At 58.5% G+C, this 22,757-nt stretch carries 16 protein-coding genes; 7 read left to right on the forward strand and 9 right to left on the reverse strand.

From position 1 onward, the window contains the following. The first annotated feature begins 130 nt into the window (after window positions 1–130). The 3 genes from FH08_RS0144315 (at window position 131) to FH08_RS0144330 (ending at window position 4,222) form a co-directional block, all read left to right on the forward strand. The gene (locus FH08_RS0144315) at window positions 131–2,455 is read left to right on the forward strand and encodes an ATP-dependent DNA helicase (protein ID WP_051888999.1); all 2,325 of its coding nucleotides are present in this window, start codon (window positions 131–133) and stop codon (window positions 2,453–2,455) included. Between the two features lie 257 nt (window positions 2,456–2,712). After that, window positions 2,713–3,327 (forward strand): recombinase family protein, encoded by a 615-nt coding sequence (locus FH08_RS0144320; protein ID WP_051889003.1) that lies wholly within the window; start codon window positions 2,713–2,715, stop codon window positions 3,325–3,327. A 172-nt stretch (window positions 3,328–3,499) separates the two neighbouring features. Continuing rightward, on the forward strand, window positions 3,500–4,222 hold the full coding sequence (locus FH08_RS0144330; RefSeq protein WP_031364531.1) for a 2OG-Fe(II) oxygenase: 723 nt from the start codon (window positions 3,500–3,502) through the stop codon (window positions 4,220–4,222). Between the two features lie 15 nt (window positions 4,223–4,237). On the opposite strand, the gene ribA is transcribed toward FH08_RS0144330, so the two are convergent. Continuing rightward, on the reverse strand, window positions 4,238–4,888 hold the full coding sequence (ribA, locus tag FH08_RS0144335; protein ID WP_035568852.1) for a GTP cyclohydrolase II: 651 nt from the start codon (window positions 4,886–4,888) through the stop codon (window positions 4,238–4,240). A 367-nt stretch (window positions 4,889–5,255) separates the two neighbouring features. Here ribA and FH08_RS0144340 point away from each other — a divergent pair, with 367 nt between their 5' ends. Continuing rightward, window positions 5,256–6,902 carry an ABC transporter substrate-binding protein gene (locus FH08_RS0144340; RefSeq protein ID WP_051889000.1) on the forward strand — a complete coding sequence of 549 codons (1,647 nt, stop codon included), beginning with the start codon at window positions 5,256–5,258 and terminating at the stop codon, window positions 6,900–6,902. A gap of 61 nt (window positions 6,903–6,963) precedes the next feature. Here FH08_RS0144340 and FH08_RS0144345 read toward each other — a convergent pair whose 3' ends face one another. After that, window positions 6,964–7,659, reverse strand: coding sequence for an NADPH-dependent F420 reductase (locus FH08_RS0144345; protein WP_031364534.1), 696 nt, complete (start codon window positions 7,657–7,659; stop codon window positions 6,964–6,966). 272 nt (window positions 7,660–7,931) lie between these two features. Here FH08_RS0144345 and ahpC point away from each other — a divergent pair, with 272 nt between their 5' ends. From ahpC to FH08_RS0144360, 3 genes are all read left to right on the forward strand, one after another. Beyond that, on the forward strand, window positions 7,932–8,495 hold the full coding sequence (gene ahpC / locus FH08_RS0144350) for an alkyl hydroperoxide reductase subunit C (RefSeq protein WP_031364535.1): 564 nt from the start codon (window positions 7,932–7,934) through the stop codon (window positions 8,493–8,495). Between the two features lie 125 nt (window positions 8,496–8,620). Beyond that, window positions 8,621–10,210, forward strand: a complete 1,590-nt coding sequence (gene ahpF / locus FH08_RS0144355; protein WP_031364536.1) for an alkyl hydroperoxide reductase subunit F — start codon at window positions 8,621–8,623, stop codon at window positions 10,208–10,210. Window positions 10,211–10,473: 263 nt separating this feature from the next. Beyond that, window positions 10,474–10,971 (forward strand): hypothetical protein, encoded by a 498-nt coding sequence (locus FH08_RS0144360; protein WP_152603079.1) that lies wholly within the window; start codon window positions 10,474–10,476, stop codon window positions 10,969–10,971. A 142-nt stretch (window positions 10,972–11,113) separates the two neighbouring features. Here the strand turns inward: FH08_RS0144360 and tssF are convergent, their stop codons facing one another. The 7 genes from tssF to FH08_RS0144390 all read right to left on the reverse strand — a co-directional run bounded on the left by tssF (window position 11,114) and on the right by FH08_RS0144390 (window position 22,589). Continuing rightward, on the reverse strand, window positions 11,114–12,883 hold the full coding sequence (tssF, locus tag FH08_RS0144365) for a type VI secretion system baseplate subunit TssF (protein ID WP_075583459.1): 1,770 nt from the start codon (window positions 12,881–12,883) through the stop codon (window positions 11,114–11,116). After that, complete coding sequence (locus tag FH08_RS0144370; protein ID WP_031364539.1) at window positions 12,880–16,338, reverse strand: ImcF-related family protein; 3,459 nt, start codon at window positions 16,336–16,338, stop codon at window positions 12,880–12,882. The genes tssF and FH08_RS0144370 overlap by 4 nt, the downstream gene beginning before the upstream one ends. After that, the gene (locus FH08_RS0144375; protein ID WP_152603080.1) at window positions 16,307–17,584 is read right to left on the reverse strand and encodes a hypothetical protein; all 1,278 of its coding nucleotides are present in this window, start codon (window positions 17,582–17,584) and stop codon (window positions 16,307–16,309) included. The genes FH08_RS0144370 and FH08_RS0144375 overlap by 32 nt, the downstream gene beginning before the upstream one ends. Window positions 17,585–17,612: 28 nt before the next feature. Continuing rightward, a complete protein-coding gene (locus tag FH08_RS51040) occupies window positions 17,613–17,903 on the reverse strand; it encodes a PAAR domain-containing protein (RefSeq protein WP_075583460.1) in 291 nt (96 codons plus the stop codon). A 45-nt stretch (window positions 17,904–17,948) separates the two neighbouring features. Then, window positions 17,949–19,115, reverse strand: a complete 1,167-nt coding sequence (locus tag FH08_RS0144380; RefSeq protein ID WP_031364541.1) for a hypothetical protein — start codon at window positions 19,113–19,115, stop codon at window positions 17,949–17,951. A 79-nt stretch (window positions 19,116–19,194) separates the two neighbouring features. Continuing rightward, window positions 19,195–20,079 carry a hypothetical protein gene (locus tag FH08_RS0144385; protein WP_031364542.1) on the reverse strand — a complete coding sequence of 295 codons (885 nt, stop codon included), beginning with the start codon at window positions 20,077–20,079 and terminating at the stop codon, window positions 19,195–19,197. Between the two features lie 2 nt (window positions 20,080–20,081). Further along, window positions 20,082–22,589 carry a type VI secretion system Vgr family protein gene (locus tag FH08_RS0144390; protein WP_051889001.1) on the reverse strand — a complete coding sequence of 836 codons (2,508 nt, stop codon included), beginning with the start codon at window positions 22,587–22,589 and terminating at the stop codon, window positions 20,082–20,084. Window positions 22,590–22,757: the final 168 nt, after the last annotated feature.

The following is a 22,757-nucleotide window of genomic DNA, read 5'->3' on the forward strand; positions in this document are numbered from 1 at the left end:
TTTTATTGTGTCCGGAGTCGATGATCGATGGCTGCAACTTCGTACTCTAAAGCCGCAGCAACCGTATTCCACGCGATGTTTCCGGCGGATCACAACATGATAATATTTACTGTACATTCATACAGTAAATATGTCAGACCAACCCGCCTACACCATCGCTGTACGCGCGTTGTGCGAGTTCACCGCCAAGCGCGGCGACCTCGACCTGCGCTTCACACCTTCGCCCACCGCGCAACAGGGCGTGGCAGGGCATAAGCTCGTCACTGCCCGTCGCGGCAAGGACTACCAAGCCGAATTAAGCCTTTCAGACAGCTTCGGTCCGCTGCACGTACGCGGTCGTGCGGACGGCTACGACCCCCGCGTGAACCAGCTCGAAGAGATCAAAACGTATCGTGGCAAGCTCGGCGCCATCCCTGATAACCATCGGCATCTGCACTGGGCACAAGCGCGCATCTACGGCTGGCTGTGCTGCAAAATGCTAAACCTCAAGGAGATCCGCGTTGCTCTTGTCTACTTCAATATCGCCAGCGAGGAGGAAACGGTCTTCACCGAACTGCAATCCGCCGACGCACTCCGCGAGCACTTTCGCGAGCACTGCGAGCGTTTTCTGGATTGGGCGCAACAGGAACTCGACCATCGCGGCACACTGGACCGCGCGCTGGCGGAAATGGTTTTCCCTCACGCGTCGTTGCATCCGGGACAACGGGAACTGGCGGCGGCGATCTACCGTTGCACGCTGCACGGACGCAGTCTGCTGGCGCAAGCACCAACGGGTATAGGCAAGACGCTGGGCAGCTTGTTTCCCATGTTGAAAGCATGGCCCGCTGCGCGACTCGACAAGATCTTCTTCCTCACCGCGAAGAGTTCAGGCCGCCAGTTGGCGCTCGACGCACTCGCCACGCTTGGCCGCAACATGCCGCTGCGCGTGCTCGAACTGGTCGCGCGGGACAAATCTTGCGAGCACCCCGACAAAGCCTGCCACGGCGAATCCTGCCCGCTCGCACGCGGCTTCTACGATCGCTTGCCCGCCGCGCGGCAGGCGGCGCTCGGGGCCGCACAACTGGACCGCCGCGTGCTGCGCGAGGTTGCCATTGAGCACACTGTCTGTCCGTACTACCTGAGTCAGGAACTGGCGCGCTGGAGTGACGTCATTGTCGGTGACTATAACTATTACTTCGATACCAACGCCATGCTGTTTTCCCTCGCGGAGTCGAAGGAATGGCGCGTCGGTGTCCTGGTGGACGAGGCGCATAACCTCGTTGAACGCGGCCGCGCCATGTATTCGGCCACACTGGATGAAGCGCGGTTTCACAGCGTTCGGCGCAGCGTGCGCCACACCGTGCCGCCACCGCTGAAGCGCGCGTTCGACAAGGTCGCCCGGGCATGGAAAACCATTTCAAGCGAGCAGGAAACCGACTACGAGGTGCATGCAGCCCTGCCCGTGCGCTTCATTGAAGCGCTGGAAAACATGATTGGGTTAGTAACCGAGTTCGTGGGCGAGCAACCCGCCGCACTTGATCGCGAGATGCTGCGCTTTTACTTCGATGCCATGCATTTCGTGCGCATCGCAGAGCGCTTCGACACCCACACTCTCTTCGATACCACCCTGTCCCCGCACGCCTCGACGCGGCGCAACACCGTGCTGTGCCTGCGCAACCGTGTACCCGCGCCACATTTGAAATCGCGCTTTGCCCGCGCTCATTCAGTCGCGCTGTTCTCAGCCACGCTCACCCCCATGCATTTCTACGGCGACATGTTGGGTCTTCCCGAAACCTGCTTGCAGGTGAATGTGGAGTCGCCCTTTCATGCGGATCAGTTGCAGGTGCGGGCCATAGCGAACGTGTCCACGCGGTTTCGCGACCGCGAGCAGTCCGTACCACGACTCGTCGATCTCATCGCGGCTCAATACCTGCGCGCGCCCGGCAATTACCTGAGTTTCTTCAGCAGCTTCGACTACCTCGATCAGGTTGCCGACGCATTGCTTCGCGAACACCCCGACATTCCGGTGTGGACGCAATCGCGTTCAATGAACGAAACAGACCAGCAGGCTTTTCTCGCGCGCTTCACGCAAACCGGCCGCGGTATCGGCTTCGCCGTGCTGGGCGGATCGTTCGGGGAAGGCATCGACCTGAGCGGCACGCGCTTGATCGGCGCGTTCATCGCGACCCTTGGACTGCCGCAACTCAATCCGGTCAACCAGCAGATGAAAGCGCACATGGACGAGCAGTTCGGCGCCGGGTACGACTACACGTACCTGTTCCCCGGGCTGCAGAAAGTGGTACAGGCCGCCGGTCGCGTGATTCGAGGAGAGACGGATCAGGGGGTGCTGTATCTCATCGACGACCGCTTTGCCCGTGCCGACGTGCGCCGCCTGCTGCCCGCGTGGTGGCGGGTGGAGATCGTGCGGCACACCGTGGCTTCGGCTGCTGCCGCTCGGGCATCCGCTTTGCCATGAATCTCGCGAGCGAGTCACCCCGGCTCGCCCCCACCCGCGCGAGGAATTATCATTTCTGTCGTTAGGGCCGTCACTACGGCTGCAACCCACACGCCGCGACGCCTTGCAAAGCCGGATCACCAAAGTTGCGACATAGCATTGAGGCAGCACTAGGACCACCCGACGCGCATCGTGCGCCAGTTTGCTAACATGGTTCAAGCAGCAGCCGGTAGCGACGCTGCCGGCGGACCGTGCAAGGCAACAACGGAGCGCGCCTCGTGACCCTCATCGTGTACACCAATACCGCCGGCAATCAGGCCGGACGCGACAACGACCTGTTCCAGATCGACGCGGCCGGCTTCCTGGTCGACATGGGTTGCGTGCTGGTCGATCACTGCAGCCATGCGGTGAACGCCGCGTCGCGCGTCGCGCTGCAGCGGGCCATCCGCCGCATCAAGCCCGGCGACACACTGGTGGTTACGCGCCTCGGTTACCTGGGAAGCAGTATCAGCGACGCTGTTTCGACGCTCGCCACGCTGGCCGCCAAAGGAGCGCACGTCTTCTGCCTCGATGCAGGCAAAACCGATCTTTGCGCGAACGGCGAAGGCTCACCGATCCGCATCCTCCAGCTTGCCGCCGAACTGGAGCGCGATGCCAAACGCGCCCGCGCGCTCGACGCGGCCGCGATCGCCAAGAAGGACGGCATGCATCAGGGACGTCCCGCTTCTTTGTCCGACTCACAGCAGCAACAAGCACTGAAGGCGCTTGCCGCAGGCAGCACCGTGACGGCAATCGCACGGGTGCTCAGCACGTCGCGGCAGACAATCATCCGCCTGCGCGACGCGGCATCGCGCGATTCCGTTGCGGTGCGATCACCGCCGGTGGAGCACTGAGCTGCGTGAGCGGGAAGGCTTCAAGAAGGCTTCGAGAAGGCTTCAAGGAAGGCTTCAATACATTCATCATATGTTTGTGCGCATCGCCAATATGAACGCAACATCCGGAGTGTTTTCAAACGCGGGGCAGCGGACACTGAGGGTCATCGAAACCTGCCTGGAGAAACTCTGAATGGATGCCCTGGCGACGAATATTGAAGCCCGCGTGAACGCCGTCGACTGGCATGCGGTGCAAGAAGAACTGGATGGATTCGGCTGTGCGACGATCGCGAGCCTGCTCACGCCCGCGGAATGTGACGCGTTGAAAGCGCTCTATGCGCGCGACGAGTTGTACAGAAGCCGCGTAGTGATGGCGCGCCACGGTTTTGGGCGCGGAGAGTACAAGTACTACGCTTATCCGCTGCCTGAGATGATCGGCAGCTTACGCAACGTGGTGTATCCGCACTTGGTCCCAATCGCTAATCGATGGAACGAGATCATGCGTATCGACACCCGGTATCCACCGGACCACGCTGCTTTTATCGATCGATGCCACGCGGCCGGCCAGCTTCGCCCCACTCCGTTGATCCTTCAATACGCGCAAGGCGACTACAACTGCCTGCATCAGGACCTGTACGGCGAGCACGTGTTTCCGCTTCAGCTTGCGATTCTGCTGTCGGTACCGGGACGTGACTTTACGGGTGGAGAGTTCGTGATGACCGAGCAACGGCCGCGCATGCAGTCGCGGGCCGAAGTCGTGCCGTTAGCGCAAGGGGACGCTGTGATTTTTGCCGTGCATAACCGGCCGGTGAACGGGACGCGCGGGGCGTATCGCGTGAATCTCAGGCATGGCGTGAGCCGGCTGAGATCGGGGCATCGGCATACGGTTGGCATCATTTTCCACGACGCAACCTGAAACCGCTGCAATCGACTATTCGTTCTCGTCGAAGTAGTGGCCGAAACGGACCTGCTTCGTCTTGATGTAGCGCTCGTTTTCCTCACGCACGGGAATGGCCAGCGCCACCCGTTCACAGACCGGGATATCGTGCTTGAGCAGCGTGTCGAACTTCGTGGGATTGTTGCTCATCAAGCGCACCGAGCGCACGTCGAGCGCACGCAGGATAGCGGCGGCCGAATCGTATTCCCGTGCGTCGTCAGGTAGACCCAGATGCAGGTTGGCATCGACCGTGTCGTAACCCTGCTCTTGCAGTGCATACGCGCGGATCTTGTTCGCCAGCCCGATGCCGCGCCCTTCATGCCCCCGCAAATACAGCAGGATCCCGCGGTTTTCAGCCGCGATATACCGCATGGCGAGGTCCAGTTGCTCGCCGCAATCACAGCGATACGAGCCGAATACATCGCCCGTGACGCACTCGGAATGCAGCCGGCACAGCACGGATTCACCGGCGCTGACATCGCCCATGACAAGCGTCAGATGCTCGGCGCCCGTGCTCTTCACGCGATACACATGCGACTCAAACACGCCGTAACGCGTGGGAATGGTGGCCTTCGCCACGAGTTCGACGCATTCTTCGTGGGCTGCTACGGCAGTGGCTGCCGGTGAATCAGAAACGTTTTTCATGTTCTCTTGTACTGCATAGGAGGGCGTGGGCCGCATGCCGGTATTTAGTCGGACATTTTAATCGGTCACTTTAGCAAGAAGCCCGGAAAAAGCGGGAGCGCCCGGTCCGACATGTTAAAACGCCCGGGAAATATTTGCAGCCCGCAAGCCTGAGTTCGCGGCGGCCGCGTAAAAAGCGGTTCGGAAGCTGTTTGGAAAGGCACACTGAAATCGCCCTAAATTCCCACGACTGATTTCCATATATCTAAAGAAGAACGTATCGCTTCGTCAAAAATTCCGTGATTGGTAAAGTACATGCCTACTTAGGCGCGCCTGTTCGCCTAGGGGCGCCGCTCGTTGTGCGCCCTTTAACCTTCACCGACCTTACATGCCACATCAAAGCCTGACATCCAGCTCATTCTTAGCTCCTGCCCGCACGCTGGTCCGCACCGCGGTTTGCACGCTTGCCGCCTTTGGCGCACTTGCCGGCACGGCCCACGCGGCGGGCAAAACCCTGGTGTTCTGTTCGGAAGGCAGTCCGGCGGGCTTCGATTCCGCGCAGTACACCACCAGCACGGACTTCGACGCCGGCGCGCACGCAGTCTACGACACCCTCGTCGAATTCCAGCGCGGTTCGCTCGACCTGGTGCCGGGCCTGGCCACATCGTGGGACGAGTCGGCCGACGCGAAGACCTTCACGTTCCATCTCCGTCACGGCGTCAAGTTCCAGACCACGCCCTGGTTCAAACCTACGCGCGACTTCAACGCAGACGACGTCGTCTTCACGTTCAAACGCATGATTGACCCGGACAATGCGTTCCAGAAAGCGCATCCGGTCAGCTTCCCGTATCTCAGCGACCTCGGTTACGACAAGAACATTGCATCGGTTGAAAAACTCGACGACTACACGGTGCGCTTCACGCTGCACACGTCGGACGTGGTGTTCGTGCGCAACATAGCGATGGAGTTCGCCTCCATTGTGTCGGCGCAATACGCCGACCAGTTGCTGAAGGCCGGCAAGACGGAGGACCTGAACCAGAAGCCGGTGGGCACGGGGCCGTTCGTGTTCCGCGACTATCAGAAAGACGCAACCATCCGCTACGACGCGCACCCCGACTTCTGGAACAAGAAGGACGTGCATATCGACAAACTGGTGTTTGCCATCACGCCGGACGCCGCCGTGCGCATGCAGAAACTCACGAGCGGAGAATGCCAGATGACCGCTTTCCCGCGCCCCGCCGACATCCAGACGGCGCGCAACAATCCGAAGATCGCGGTGCTGTCGGGCGTAGGTTTCAACGTGGCTTATGTCGGCTACAACACCACCCACAAGCCGCTCGATAACGTGCTGGTGCGCCGCGCGCTGGACATGGCCGTCGACAAACCGGCCATCTTGAAGAGCGTCTACGAGGGGGCTGCGACCGTGGCCTCGAATCCGATGCCGCCCTCGCAATGGTCGTATAACAAGGCGTTGAAAGATGCGCCTTATGATCCCGCGAAGGCCCGCGACCTGCTGAAGCAAGCCGGTTTTCCGAACGGTTTTTCGATCACGTTATGGGCTATGCCAGTACAGCGCGGCTATAACCCCAACGCGCGCCTGATGGCGCAATTGATTCAATCGGATTGGGCGAAGATCGGCGTTAAAGCAAACATCGTCACTTACGAATGGGCCGAATATAACAAGCGCGCTAAGGAAGGCGGCGAGCACGACGCGATCCTTTACGGCTGGATGGGCGACAACGGCGACCCGGACAACTGGCTCGGCACGACCCTCGGCTGCGACGCGGTGCACGGCAGCAACGTGGCGAAGTGGTGCGACAAGCAATTCGACGATCTGATCGGGAAAGCGCGGCTGATCACGGACCAGCCGACCCGCGCCAAGCTGTATGAGCAGGCGCAGGTCGTGTTCAAGGACCAGGTTCCGTACACGCCGATCGCCCACGCCAACGCGTTTCAGTTGATGACGAAGAACGTCAAGGGCTACGAGATCAGCCCGCTGGGCGGTCATCGGTTCGACGGCATCTCGCTCGACTGAGAACGCCGGCTTTAACTACACGAAAGGCGACGGGCTTTGAAAGGCCCGTCGCCGCTTGGCTTCATGCGGGGTGATCGAAGCTGCCGGGGCTCTTGTCGGTTCCACTCCATTGCGGCTTGCGAGCCCGCTCCGCCTGCTGCAAACCGGCCTTCAGGCCCTCTTTGTCGAAATCCTTCGTGTAGACCGGCGTGCCCGGCTGCTGGCGCCAGGAGTCGTCGATACTGCCGTTATCCACCGGATCGAAGCCCATCTCGTCGACGAGTTGCATCACGACGGCCTTGGCATCGGCGTTGTCGCCCGAGACCGGCAATGCCACGCGTCCCGGCGTGCCTTCAGGCTTGCCGAGATCGCGCAAATGCGCCGCGTAAATGTTGTTGAAAGCCTTGATGACCGGACGCCCGATCTGCTGTGCAACCCACGCGCTTTCCATCATGCCGGACTCGATCCCCTCGATACGGCCATCGCGCTCACGCGGATAATAGTTGCCCGTATCGATGAAGACGGTGGTTTCCGGCACGTCTTTGAACAAGCCTGCGGGCAGATTCAGCACTTTCTTTTCAGGGATCGTGACCACGATCACGGCCGCACCGCGTACCACGTCGGTCAGCTCGGCCGGCTTTGCCCCGGTTTCGCCAGCGACTTCGGCCAGCGTATCCGGCCCGCGCGAGTTGCCGATCAGGACCTCGTGCCCCCGTTCGACCCAGCGCAACGCCAGCACGCGGCCGATATTCCCTGCGCCAATGATGCCAATTTTCATACACCCTCCAGTTGATTCAGTTAGCTAAAGCGGGATGCGCGCAACGCCCATGCCCGTCGTGTTTGTTGATCCAGCCTCGATTCCCGGTGTTGGCAGCAGTTTCCGGGTGACGATAAAATGCGAGCCCTTCTGGTATAAACCCTGTCGTATTAACCCTGATAGCCTCACCACATCGGCCCTATTAAATCATTCGATTTTCCATGTTGGGCGCCGCCCGTCATACTTCGTTCACTCCCTGAATCACTTAACCACTTAACACAAGGACGCACGCAATGCCGATCATCAACAGCCAGGTCAAACCGTTCAAAGCCAACGCTTATCACAACGGCGACTTCACCACCGTGACCGAAGCAAGCCTGAAGGGCAAATGGTCCGTCCTGGTGTTCTACCCGGCTGACTTCACGTTCGTTTGCCCGACGGAACTCGGCGATCTGGCCGACCGTTACGCAGAATTCAAGAAGCTGGGCGTGGAAATCTACAGCGTGTCGACCGACACCCACTTCACCCACAAGGCATGGCACGACACGTCGGAAACGATCGCCAAGATCAAGTATCCGATGATTGCCGATCCGACGCTGGTGATCTCGCGCGCCTTCGACGTGTTGATCGAAGAAGAAGGCCTGGCGCTGCGTGGCACGTTCGTGATCAACCCGGAAGGCGAGATCAAGCTGTGCGAAATCCACGACAACGGCATCGGCCGTGACGCCGGCGAACTGCTGCGCAAGGTGCAGGCAGCGCAATACGTGGCCGCTCACCCGGGCGAAGTGTGCCCCGCGAAGTGGACGCCGGGCGCTGAAACGCTGACGCCGTCGCTCGACCTCATCGGCAAGATCTAAGCTTTACATCCCGGTTGTAACAGCAGTGTAGTATCCGGGCCGCTCGCGGCCCGGATGACGCTCGCCTCGCATTCCTCGCTTAAATAACAACCTCAAAAACCCTCGTCACACGGACTCGAATCGCCATGCTGGAAGCCAACCTGAAGACTCAGTTGAAAGCGTATCTGGAAAAGGTCAGCCGGCCGATCGAGATCGTCGCTTCACTCGACAACTCGCCGAAATCCGTTGAGCTGCAAGGCCTGCTGCATGAAATCGCCACGCTGTCGGACCGCATTGCGGTGATCGAGAAGCGCGACGATGCGCAACGCAAGCCGTCGTTTTCCATCGGCGAACCGGGCAAACCCACGGGCATCCGCTTCGCGGGCATTCCGATGGGTCATGAATTCACGTCGCTGGTCCTGGCGCTGCTCCAGACCGGCGGTCATCCGGTCAAACTCGACGACGCGGTGATCGAACAGATCCGCGCGCTCGACGGTGACTATGAGTTTGAAACCTATATCTCGCTGTCGTGCCAGAACTGCCCGGAAGTCGTGCAGGCGCTGAACGTGATGGCGCTGATCAATCCGCGTATCCGCCAGGTCACCATCGATGGCGCGTTGTTCCAGGACGAAGTCGAGCAGCGGCAGATTATGGCCGTGCCGACCGTCTACATGAACGGTGAAGTGTTCGGTCAAGGCCGCACGGGCGTGAAGGAAATCCTCGCGAAGCTCGATAGCAACGCCGGCGCCCGCGCCGCGAAAGAACTCGAAAAGAAAGGCGTATTCGATGTGCTGATCGTCGGCGGCGGACCTGCCGGCGCAGCGGCTGCCATCTACTCGGCGCGCAAGGGCATCTCGACGGGCGTGGCGGCTGAGCGCTTTGGCGGACAGGTGCTGGATACGCTTGCCATCGAAAACTTTGTCTCGGTGAAAGAGACCGAAGGACCGCAGTTCGCCACCGCGCTCGAGCAGCACGTGAAGAGCTATGACGTCGACATCATGGACGTACAGCGTGCCGAAGCGCTCGTGCCGGGCAAGATTCATGAAGTGCGTCTCGCCAACGGCGCGGTGCTGAAAGCGAAGACGATCGTGCTTGCCACGGGTGCTCGCTGGCGCGAAATCAACGTGCCGGGTGAGAAGCAATATCGCAATCACGGCGTGGCGTATTGCCCGCATTGCGATGGCCCGCTGTTCAAGGGCAAGCGTGTTGCGGTGATTGGCGGCGGCAATTCCGGCGTTGAAGCGGCAATCGATCTGGCTGGACTGGTCAGCGCGGTGACGTTGCTGGAATTCGGTTCGGAGTTGCGTGCCGATGCCGTGCTGCAACGCAAGCTGCGCAGCCTCAAGAACGTGACCATCATCACCCAGGCGCAGACCACGGAAGTCACCGGCGACGGCAAGAAGGTCAACGGTCTTATCTACAAGGACCAGAGTTCGGGCGAAGCGAAGCACATCGAGCTCGAAGGCGTGTTCGTCCAGATCGGGCTGGTGCCGAATACGGAATGGCTCAAGGGCACGGTCGAGTTGTCGCGTCACGGCGAGATCGTGGTGGATGCACGGGGCGCGACGTCGGTGCCGGGTGTGTTCGCGGCCGGCGATGTCACCACCGTGCCGTTCAAGCAGATCGTGATCGCGGTCGGTGAAGGCGCCAAAGCGTCGCTCAGCGCGTTCGATTACTTGATCCGGAATTCGGAGACGGAAATGGTCGAGGCCAATGCCGAGGAAGTCGCGGCCTGAAACAATTACGTGAAGCGTTTCACCTTACGAATAGCTGCTTAAGCCTGATCTAGTTGCTGCATTCGAACGCCCGATAATCACCTACCATGTTGATTATCGGGCGTTTTTTCATTTTCGCTCGAGCTTTCATCATGTAAAAAATGCCGCAAATTGGGCGATTTATAAATTGTCTAAAGAATTACCTTGAGCTGCCGTAGATACCGGGGGTGAGACTCTGTTCTCGTATCGAGTTCACACCTGCGGCCATCGGACAGCACTTGCCGATGAACAAATCATCTCGAGGTCATGACGGTATGGGAATTCTCGGAAACACCTTCAGCTCGTTTTTCCGCAGCCACGGGCGGTCACACCCCGGCATGGCGCAAAAGCTCGAACGCGCGCTTCGGCGCGAAGGCGACTTGAAACGCGAACTGACGCAATTGCAGCTCAGGATGTCATCGGTTGAGCCTGGCATCGACGTCAAGATGGACCTGATGAAATTCGATGTCGCGCAGGAAAAAGCCGCGGTCGCGAGTTTGACAGCGGCGTTGCTCAGCGCGCAGGAAGACCTGGAACTCGAGAAGGCAAACCGGTCGGCTGCGGTTCATTTGCTGAAGAAACATGGCGTGATCGATGGTGTTTCTTACGCGAGTTTTACGCGCGAGCAGCGGGTCGAGTTGATCGCCGTGGCAATGGACGAGGTTGCGGGGAAAGAGACGACTATCCGGTGGCGGGCGAGGTCGCCGGCTAACGCGAAGTCGGGTAAAAGCAAGGGGTCGTAAGGGGTGCGCGGCGGTGAGCTTTGCGACCGGGAATCCTGGCTTGCTTGCATTGATGTCTTTGCGGCCGTCTTCCGCATTTAATCTGCGTACGCCTCCTTTAGCTCCGGCAATGCGTCGATGCAAAGGCCATGCGCGCGCATGGTTAGAAGCTCGGCCCATCAAACTCGCAGCTCGGATACCGCTTCTCGACGCCATCCGTCCTCACGACCAATCGCACGAAAATATTCGACGAAGCGTACCGCGCCATGAACCGGTTCAGCACATCGCTGAATAAGGCGACGTCACCTGCCCCCAGAAATCCGCCGGAATGAAGCGACACCTCGATTTCAACTCCACGCTCCAACCGGTTGCGCCCGAGGCGCTGCAAAGTGCGCAAGCGGACATCGTGCACCGCGTCAATGCGGCGCTGGTTTTGTTCATCCCGGGTCCAGTTATAGAGCGACAGCACTTCTCGCAATACCACCGTGTCCAACATTGCTAGTCCATTAGCCGCGAAGTGCGACATCACCTTCCACTGATAGCGCTCTGTTTCAGGAGGATAAGCCGGCACGCTTGGCTTCGTCAGATTGCTTACCTTCTCAATACCGGAGAGCGCCGATATCGGCTCTGTCAAAGCGGCCTCGCGCAGCTCCATGCGTGGCAACGTACCGTTGTTAGCCAGCACACGCGCGGTGATATGGTCGTCCGGAACGCTGCCGGGCACATCCCAAGCAAGACCGCCTAGCGCCAACCACATCTCGCGTGTCCCGGATGGCCCGAGAACATTCCGCGTATGGAAATAGCGTTCGGGTGCTTCATGCCTCAGCATTCCACCACGATGCCGGAACTCCTCGAACGGTACGTAATGGTGCTTCTCAGCTGATCTATGATCAACTGCAATCACGGTCAACGCAGAATAGGGTTCGACGTGCTCACCAACCGCGCGTGGCGTACGTACGCGGTAGTCATGCTCATATGCATCCGTCTGGATTGGCTCGGCATCCAGTTCGAACAGGTTGACCACAGGTGTACAGTGCAGGCGAAAATTGGACGCATCGATCCGCGTGTCAGACGGCAATGGACGGCTGAGTACGATCTCGAACTCGACATGCATTTCGTCCACAGGAACCGTTGCCGAATCAAAGCCGCACAGATCAATGAAGTGAAACTTCTCGGGGAATGTGAAGTATTCGAGCAGACCTTGCTCGCCATCGCATTGCGGGTTTGCATCGGGCCATACACGGGTCTCAGGACCGAAGCCCGACGCCTCAATACGCAAACCTCTTGCCACCTGGCCACGACCGTCGTGAACGGATGGCATACAAACCGTGATCGAACTTACGTCGCGGGTAAGCGCAGCGTAGAGCACCGACGCATCCGCGCGTGCACGGTGCAGGTAAAGGCGAATACACGACAAGTCACCCAGCGCGTGTTGATCAAAGCGTTGCGGTTCAAATACGATACGGACTACGCTCCGACCGTCCGCGCGTGTTGATGTGGAGGCATCGGTTAGTGTTAGCGGTAGAACATGAACCGCTCTCGTCGTGCGGTAGATGCAAGTAGTCTTCGCTGGTCCGACAGGTTTCGAGCGCACTGCAACGCCTGCCGGCACTAAATTCGATCCAACCCTGTCCCTGCGCGGTGCACACTCAAGAATTGCCAGCGAAGGGATCGTGCGTACCATGTGCGGCCAAAGCATGCTGACGATAGGCTCCGTTATTTCCGGCATATCGTCGTCGAGCTTTTCGCGCAAGCGCGCGCTTAAAAAGGCGAAACCCTGGAACAAGCGCTCGACGTTCTCGTCTGGAGCGCCAACATTCGTCAATCCGAGACGACGCGCTGCTTCCGGATGCGCTTGCGCGAACTCCTTGCTCGCCTCGCGGAGATAGCGCATTTCAGCTTCGTAATACTTGAGGGTTTTATTTTCGCTCACGGCTGCAGCTCCAGTGGAAGAGGAGGCAGCATTGCGACCGCTGCTATTTTTGACGAGCCGGCGCCAATCGCAAAGATCCGCTCAGGCATCTTGAAGCCGCGTAGTTTGAGCAGGTCGAGCGGTCCAGCACCCGTTTGAGTACGGAGCACATAATGCAATGGTTCCGCGTTTCCCTGAGTCCAGGTCAATGCCGTACGCGTACTGTCCAGAGGGCTCGTCTCCGCCTTTTCCAGCAAACGCAAGAAGGCCCAGTCCCCGGTGTTCTCAAAGGCGATTCGCGTGCCTGCATCAAACGTCTGCCACGTCAGAATTGCCCGGCCGTTCAAGCCGTTGCCCGGCCATTGCAATGCCTTCCAGGTCTCGCGCTCGTTGAAATACACAATCGGCACGCCATCGATAGTGAGCTCCGTGCGCGTTACGTCCACGGTGGAAAGCGCCATCAGATCGAAGCGATAGCCCGCATCGCCTTGCGCATAAAGCCGTGCGCCGGTAGCGGATAGTTGCGCGAGCGCTTTCAGGAACGCCGGGTCGAATCGAAGCGCTTGTGGCGCAAGTTCGTTCGGCATCCAGCGGTCACCGCTTTGTTGAAGCACGCCGGCCAGCTGCGTCGTTATGAAACGGGCAATCAGACCGGTATCGGGACGTATGTAGCGGCCGAGCTCTGCAAACGATGCATCAGCGGAAGCGTCAGCGAAAGGATAATGCCCGTCGAATGCCGTCTTGAACGGCGTCGCGACACCATTTCGCCAGAGATCGTTAAGGCTTGCAGCGGCTGGGGTCAAGATTGTTTGCCAAGCGGTGTCGAGCGGTCGTGCAAACAGCGCATTGCCGAACCCCGCCCAGTGTGCGCCGAGACTGGCTGCCGTCAAGTTGGCATCGTCGCGAGCTTGCATCAGCTCCGACAACTTACCCTGGAATATGGCCTGCGCCAGTGCTCGGGCCATTGCTTGCGGCTCGGGGCTCGATGCGATTTGTTGCAGTTTCAAGCGCACCGCCGTCACGCGATTGAGGTAATGCGCGAGACTGATATCGTTTGATGCTGCCGCTGTTTTCGTCCCGCTTCGGTTGTCCGCGCTATCGCCCATCAACGCCAGTAATGGTCCGAATGAGGGGTCAAGAGGATTCACCTGCAACGATTGAACCTGCGAGCTTGCATCGCCACCGTGCAAGAGATCTTGAGCCTTGCGCACAAGCGTATCTGATAGCGCTTGTGATTGCCGTCCAGCTTGAGCTTGAAATTGCACTGATTTCATCAGTGCAATCAGAGGCGACTGCTGGGCGTCGGCGAGTCGGGTCAATTGATCGATAGCGCCACTCAGGTTTGTCGACGGCTGCCACTGCACGCTATTGAGAAAACCCTCCCACGCCGCAGCGTAGTCAGCGAAATAGCGCTGGATGAGGCGTTGTTTGATGTTTTCCTGCGAGTCATCGCCGGCGTCTTGCGTCGCATCCTTTTTCCCGGATGTTGCGGCAAGCACCCAATCGCCGCCGGTTTTGCGCTCACGAGAAATCCTGTCAATCGATTCGGCGACGACACCGTCCCAAGCGGCTCGCGTAAAGATGCCCGGTACGCTTTGCACCGTAGCAAACAAGCCGCGCGCATCCGCACCGTTCAGAAGAGTGGTGAGCGTTGCATCGGAATACTTTCCTTTGGCTTCGTCTATCAGGCTCCTGTAAAGAGCGTCGTCAGCGTTCTGCAGGCCGATCTGGTTGACCAGCGCATCGCGAGCGCCCTCGATGGTCGGATCGAGCGAAACGTCATTGATATCTGTCCGCCATTCTGGATGTGCCGGAAGTTGATTCGCGTAGAAGCCAGCGAGGTACGGTGCCTTGTCGAGCCACTCGCCCGGGGGCATGTCGGGCGGCGCGGCCCACGTAACGAGAAGTTGTTGCGTGAGGAACGCTGGATCGGCTCGCTTTGGTTCAGCAAGCATCAGGTAAGCCTTCAGTGCGTTGTAGTAACGCTGCATGGCCTCAGGACCCTGCGGACTGTCGGACCGCAGCTCCGTAAGCGTGACGAGCGTTGATTGCAACGACCGCGCGACCGGCTCTTGTAGGTTGCGCGTGCTCACCGTCCTATACGGCTGCCAGAGCGTAGCGAGGATGGCATCGTTGGAATTCAGGCCCGCGCGCAGGTACCAAGGTGCGCCGTGTTGGCGGCGCTCTTCGAGCATCTCTATGGTTTGCTGGAGCTGCAGTTGCGTACGTATCGCAGCACTGCTGCCCGACGAAGCGGCCAATGCCTGCTTTGCCGTCGCATCCGCCGATCGCACGATGCTCTGATTGCCGATGAAAGAGATCACGAGCGCCACGTACCACGCCATCGTCGCGACGGCGGCCATTGCAGCAATCGCGTTCGGCCAATGGAATCCGATGCGCTTACCGCGTTGAGCGCGTACCGCTGTGGCTAGAAACTGCCACGTTGGCAATACCGACGCGGGTAGCAGCGCAGGTTGATCGGGATCGATGACAAATGACGCCGCATAGGCAGGCGCGAACACCATGCCGGCAAGCGACGCACGACGCCATTTCGATGCAACCAGCGCATCGAATTGCGCGGTGATCCGACTGCTTTGATGGTCCATGTATTGCGAGAGCTGCGCCATGTAGGGAATCCGGCGCGGCTCGAACAACGCAAGCGTTCCGCGGTGGCTGCTGCCGCGCATGATGGTGTACAGATCGGATGAGAAAGTCGAGGGCTCGTTTAGGGTCAGGCCGACAGCCTCGTAGGTGTCGGGGCGGCGGCCGCCGACTTCCACGCTATGGAGCAGGTAGACCGGAGCAGCCCATTTCAGATCGATTGCCTGGGTCGCAAGGGTGCGGGCAAGCTCGGTGTCGGGACGACTGGCATCGGTCGTGCGCATGACGTGCGCTACTGCATCAATAGGATGGCGCCAACGCATTCGGCTGATCTGCTCGCGCCAAGTTTTCGCATCTACGTTCTCAGGCGATGCATGCAGCAAGACCGCATGTTCAGTAAGTACAAAACCGGTCTGACGCAGACCCGGTGCGACTGTTTCGGTTAGCGCGTCTTCGCCGGTGACGAGAAGCCAAGGTTGGCGGTACTTCCAGCGCCAGCCGAATTGCGCATGGAGTTCAGAGCGAAGCTCAGTTAAGCGTGGGTCGTATTTTGACGGCTTGACAAGATCCCCTTCCGTCGATGCGCTCCGGTCTTGGCGACGAAACAGCAAGCCCATTGCGCGATATGCGCCCGCTTCCGACGCACAGACATGGAGCATGAATATCGCAACGAGGACGCCAAGAATCCACAACGACGCGGTCTTCTTTTCCTCGATTCCCTGGATGTGCACCAAGTCGCCCTTTACCCAAACTACCGCGAGCGCGAGAGCTGCTAGGACGATAGCCAGCAGAGCGAAACCCCACACAGCGATAGGCTTTACCTCGGGTGTCGGTGCGACCGCCTCAATTGGCGGGTTTGTCTGCTCGATTTTCATGCGAAGGCTTCTTATGAGCGTAAAGGATCGCTGCCTGTATGGTCTGCGTGCGATTCAAAAGTATTTGTGGACCATCCAGACCTGATTCCGTCGCCGCAGCGACCGAGAGCCAGGGGGCAACCCCACCGGCATGACCGATCGCAAGATCAGGCTCATGTCGTGCATCGGCTCCCGATACGCCTAACATTCCGGCTTGCCTGAATGCGCTTGAGAGGAGCACGTTTTCGTCTCCTTTCATGCCGGTTGTCCACGTGTGCCGAACAGCAGCTGGGGCAGCCTTTCCCCAGCCAACAGCGGCGACAACGCCCTCCGCCAGCCTATCCGGCGCCGCAGCAACGGGACGATGCAAAGTAGCCAGAGGTTCGATAAGAGCCAAGCGCATCCCAGATTTGGCTAGCAAAACCGCGACTCCGCCTTCTGTGCTTTCTGCTGGTGACAGGTCATGCAACTGCGCTGCAATGACCAGCAGGGGCCGGCGCGTTGTTGAGTCGAGCCACGCGTCCGCAATCATCAATCCGTCGCTATCCGATGCAACCTTGCAATCGAACGGCGGTAATCCGCAGGCGGCAATCACCGCGCGTAACTGCTGTAATTGACCCGCTGTCTTGTGGCCGCCGGTTACGACGAGCTGCACGGTTGGCAAGCGACTCGAGCCCATCGCTGCCAGCACGTGCAGCTGCTCCGAAATCGGTATAAGAAGGTGGGCATAGAGCTTGCCATAGGGTGTTACGGGCGCTTGCTGCAGCACCCGAGAAAGCACAGAGTCAACCTGTTCGCTATGCGATCGACCTTCCAGCAGACGTGTATGTCGCACTACCGTGCTACCGTCTTGCAGTGGTTGGGTCCGGAGCATCGGCGGTCCGTCGATGACCGTTCGTGCAAGTCCCTGACCGTCCAGCGGGAATTGATATGCGTAGGCCAGAATCAGAAGTGGCTCCTGTCCGCGTGCAATGAGGACACGACGCCGGTTTTCCCTGTGCTGGTTGTAGTAGAGCGCATGCAGATGTTCCGTCTCATAGACCGCGCGCGTGAAACCGAGAATGAGAGCGAACAGGGCCTGTGGACCTCCGAGGATGCACAGCCAAAACCATAATCCCCGCGCCGGCGTGCCGGTTGACCAGATCAGCAATACCACAACGGCTCCGAACACAGAGCACATAGCCCAGATGAACAACCACGGACGAAGCCTCAGCCCACGTACTGGGTACGGCTTTGGTGGTCCGATGTTTGAGAGGTTGATAGGCATTGGCGGTTAGTTTTTCCCGATTCACCGGTTAAGCGTCGGAAAACGAATCCGTTTGCGACGCGATCAACACGGGATAGGGCTGGCAGTTGCAAAGACACAGATCGTTAGCAAGGGCCATTTCCCTACCACTTGCGTTTTTGCTCGACGACCTTGTGCCCACGCAACTAATCCGCCCGTATGTCTTGCACTGCGGACACCAAACCGGATCGTCTTCGTACGCCGCTTCGCGTCCGTCGAGCAGGTCGTTGCGTCTTGGCGCCTCAACTACACCTTCCACGTTTGTTCGGTCACCATTGCAGATGTATGCGCGTCTTGTCATCGTTTTCTGGTCCTGAGTGCGGTGAGAAGGAGATGTGTCATTTTCCTAGAACGTGCGTTTCTTGAGCGTGTACGCATACAAACCGTATTGCGTATTCGTCTCGGCGTCGAAGTACCCGCCCTGCATGATTCCGTCGTCAGTTTCCTTCCATGACTTGCCCGAGTCGGTGCTGCTCAACGTAAAGTCATGCGGTGCGCCGTCGCGTGTCGCATCAGTCGCGTAGACTAGAAGAACCCCGCGCGTGCCCACGCTCAAACCATCAAGCGTCAACCGTTCATCGAATGTGTGCGATTGCTTGACCTCGGGCTGCTGGTAGCTCAGCCAACTCGATATAGCGCCCGTGCGATGACCCTTGTCAGTTCTGTCATCCCAGTTGCGTGGCGGACCAAGACGCGAAAGTGCATAAAGCGAGTAGATTCCGCTGGCCTCCTGCGACGACTGCAGATCGACCACCGTCTGCTGTGGCAACACCGCATCCTGCTCAAAATCCTGCCAATCCCACGCCAACCGGCAGACCACGCTCGATGTGCGAATCTCACCAAGACTCGTTACGTAGTACGCCACGCGCAACACCCCGTTTGGACCCAGATTCACTGCGTCGAATGTCTTGCGCGGTTGATCGTAGTGGGTCGCCAGCGGCGGCATCTTGATTTCCTGCCAGGACTGGCCGCCGTCGGCTGTGCGCCATATATGCGGCCCCCAGCCGATGGCATAACCGCGCAATGGGTCGAGGAATAGCAATTTTCCGATGTTCTGGTTCTCCGGCCACGTGAGCTGTGTCCATGTCTTGCCGCTGTCGTGCGATCGCCAGAGCTTGGTGATCTGCGGCGACATGCCATCCTTCGGCACGGGCTTTGTATAGTCCATCCAGCCCGTGCTTACGTATAACGTGCTCCAGTCTTTTGAGTACGACCAGGCAGCGTCCTGGCCGCGTTGTTCGAAGGCACGTGTCAGGTTATCGTCAAGCTTGCCCCGCAAAATACGAACAGTAGAACGGCTAAGCCTCTCGCCGGAGTCCTCTGCCCACGGCTCTTCTGCAATCGCCTGTGCCCCGTCATAACCTTTATCCAATCCAACTACGTGGTAGTGAATCTCAGGATCAGCGGTTTTTAAACTTAATACGTCGTTCCCGTGAATACGGAAAGCGCCGCCGCCATACGGCTTGTCGGTTTTAGTGAAGGTCGTCGTGACCGTTTCCCAGCTTGCTGCCATCTTCCGATACCCATAAGTTAGGCCGACAACGGCCGCTAATCCACAAACCAGGACTTTCCAATGCCACGTAGCGTGCATTTCACCTTTCCATCAAGCGGTTCAATGCGCGATCGACCAATTCGCTCGTTTCGGACCGAAATTTATTAGCCGACTCTTCCACCTTATTTAACCCAATACTTGCCATTCCAAACGAACTCTCCTTCGCCTGCCCCCACGTGCGACCATCGCCCCACTCCTGCATGTTCGGTTCCCCAAGGATGTACCACAAGTCTAAAAAACCGAGATCAGCCAAACCTCCCTCAAGGTACGCGAGCGGGTGTGTTTCGAATGCGAAGGATGTGAAAGTCTCGTCATTCAGTTCGAGGCCGAATTGAGGCGGGGACATTCGCACGTTACGATTTCCCTTTTCGCTAGTCATTTTTATCGTGTTTCCAGTCATATTTTGATGAAGTCCGTCTTCCATATGCACCTGGAGTTTCTTTTTTGCGAGGACCAGCCACGCTTGTCCTGAAGGACTTAATTTTGGAAATAACTTCGCCCCATAGGTCGAACAGTAGTAGTACCCGTAGCTGACGTAGTAACCCGGTGGCTTATGTCCACACCCGACATGACGCATCATGAAATTCCCGTGACGCGACCAGTCCGAGTCCGTACTCTCAGCTTCAATGAGCTTCTCCCGTCGATGCAAGAGCGTCGCAAACGTAGCGTGATCCCTGTACGGATCCCAGAACTTCGCCCACGCCTTCACCGCCTCCCACGTACTCGAAACGCTCACCTTCTCAACCGTCTCCCAGTACTCGCCGTGGAGCGGCCGGTAGTAGTACGGACATGTCCCGACAATGGACGCCGCGGCGGCCGGCACCATCTTGTCGCACACGTTTCTCTCAACCAGCGCGCGTTGCTTGTAGTCCGTCGGCGTCATGTAGGACGTCGCTGTGCCCACTACTTTTTCATCTGCTGCCATTCTCAGCGGTCCAGTAATTTGATCAGTACATCTTGAGGAACATGGCTCTTTCCGAGCAACGTCTCACCGTGCTCTCCAGTGATGCCATCGGCGATCAGCTTTCCTTCCGAATACATTTGGTACTTGGTATTCGCAGCCACGATCGGGGTACCCGCCCAACGAACGACAAAAGCCTGGTCGTAATCCCCAGTCGACGTTGGCAACGATGGGATCGCGGAAGACAAGCTTTGTGGACCGACCTTCTGAAATGACGCGGAGCGGATTAGCCGGTCTCCACGCGTTCCGTCTTCAATACCCACATCACGAATCCGCAGATACGAGCCGCCGCATACGAGTAGAATTTCCTCTTTCGCGGTAATGACCACGCGCCCGTTGGCGCTGGTAATGCTCATGCCATCGTGTGCAATGAGATTCATGGCACCGTTCTGCGCCTGCACATCGACTTTGCCATTTGCCGCCAGCGCCTTAATGCCGTTTTGATGAGCGAATATCGAAGCCGCCTTAGTCGCCGCAATCGTAAAATTTCCTCCGACGCTAAAGTCAGCGTTTTTGCCCGCGACGGCAGTCAAATGCTCGCCGCTCGCAAGATGGATACCCTTAGGTGTCACGGCTGCAATACCGTCGGGCGCCGACAGCACAATGACGGCCTTCTGCAAGTCCTTGAAAGCGCTCTCCAGTTGAACCTGCTGGGCCTTAACCTCAGCAAGTTCGGCCGTTGCCCGCTCAGCCGCCGAGCGCAACGCCGATGCTTCGCCCAAGGCGGACTGCAATTGCGCCAACGCAGCCTGCATCTCAAGATGAGGTGCACCCGGGCTCGTTAACCCGTCAGCGGACAGCAATACACCTTTGGCACCGCGCAAGGTTGCCCAACCCTGCGTCGTCGCTTCAAGCCCCTGCCCCCTCTCCTTCTTCTCACGATCGACCAGAAACCCGAGACTTACCGACGTATTCTGAAACACCGTCGCGACCTTGACGCCTTCGTGCCCCTTGAAGTCTTCCAAACGCACGTCGTTACGGCGCAGTGGCGAACGCCATATCGAACGCGTATTCCATCCCTCACGGCCGTAAACAATGTCGGTGCGTTGAAAATCATGTACGGCGCCCACGATTACCGGACGATCAATATCCCCGCCAGTAAAGTCCACCCTTACTTCAGAGCCGGGCAAAAGCGGATCATGCGAACCGCTGGTGAACGACGCCGAAGATCGCAAGAGCCGCAGCGGCGCGCTGCTAAACCCAGGCTTCGTCTCGCGCCAATCGAAGCCATACTTCACCTGATACCGGCCGTGCTCGTCCGGATGCGCATATTCGTCGGCGTAACGTGATTCGATCACTGCCTTCACCGGGCCTGGCATCCAGCGCCAGTGCTTTTGCGGATCGTATTCAGGCCGATATGGCAGGTGCGACGGGATTGCCTCGAACTCGTTCACGAATGCCTTGCCGCGTGCGCCGCGACTCGTCACCGACGTAATCACCAGCCCATACTTCGCATCGGGCAGTTCACGATTGGTCAGTCGCACAACCATTCCCGGTGTCAAGCCAACGACGTTGCTGGTGCCGGCATAGGTTGTCTGGCGCGCAATCTGTTCCTCGCGCCGGAGGTTGGCAACGGCTTCTCCATCGGCCTGCGATTCATGGTGCTCGTTGCTGCGTCGAATCGTGCCGATAACCGAGCGGTCTTCAAAGGCAACGCTCGCTTCAGCCTTAAGCGGATCATCCGGAATGCGGTAGTTGTGTTCCCGTAAGCTGATGGTTTCGGGAACAGAGGTGCGCAAAGTGCGCAGCGTATGGATCGATTCCTGTCCGGTATTCGTCAGCCCTGCCTCACCCAGCAGCGGCACTTCGAGCGCTCGAACATATCCCTTTGCTGAATCGCCGAAGACGATCGTCTCCCGGCGAGCGCCGTTTTGATCGTCCGATTGCTTGAAGTAATAGAAGACACCGTATTTGCGGCACAAGCGCGAGATGAACGCCTCAATGGACTCCTCGTACATCAAGACCTGTTCGAAGACCGGTTCGTTACCTTCAAACTGCCATTCGATATCCCAATGGTTAAAAATTTTGTCGTCGATGATTGACGCGTTGATGATGTCCTTGAGACTTGCGTCAAGGAACACCCGCGAATCTGTGGTCTGGCGCAGTAGCGCGAAACGCGGTTTGATAAATAGCCGATAGGTGGCTTCATCGGCGCTCGATGAAACGTGTTCCCAACTGCCGACTACCCCGTGAAGCGTGCGCAGCCTCTCGACTTCTCGTGCTGACGACGACCAAGCAAAAGAACCTTCCGCGTCGATATGGAAGATGGACCAGCGTCCGATGCACTCGGCGCCGGAAATCGCCATGTTCGGTGAAGTAACAACAATATTGGTCCAGAAGGGCTCGTTGAAGCGCTCGACCAACTCGTATTCAACAATAGACAGCGAGAGCTTCGTACCGGGGATCTCCACGGTATAGCGGTTGGTCGTGACGTGGTTTGGATTGGCAACGGCGTTTCTGACGGTAGGCTGCATTGAATGCGGGTCTCGGATTGTTGGTATCCAACCCGGCGCTAGCGCTTCAATCAGGCTATCGCTCGAATCGGTCTCTCAGTTGGGGGAGAACCATACGTTCGATTGACCGCTCAAATCCACACGAAAACTCTTAAAGTTTCAATTTTTGAAACAATATGCGACTAATTG

The organism is Caballeronia sordidicola (assembly GCF_000729995.1).
GTDB classification, from domain to species: domain Bacteria; phylum Pseudomonadota; class Gammaproteobacteria; order Burkholderiales; family Burkholderiaceae; genus Caballeronia; species Caballeronia sordidicola_A.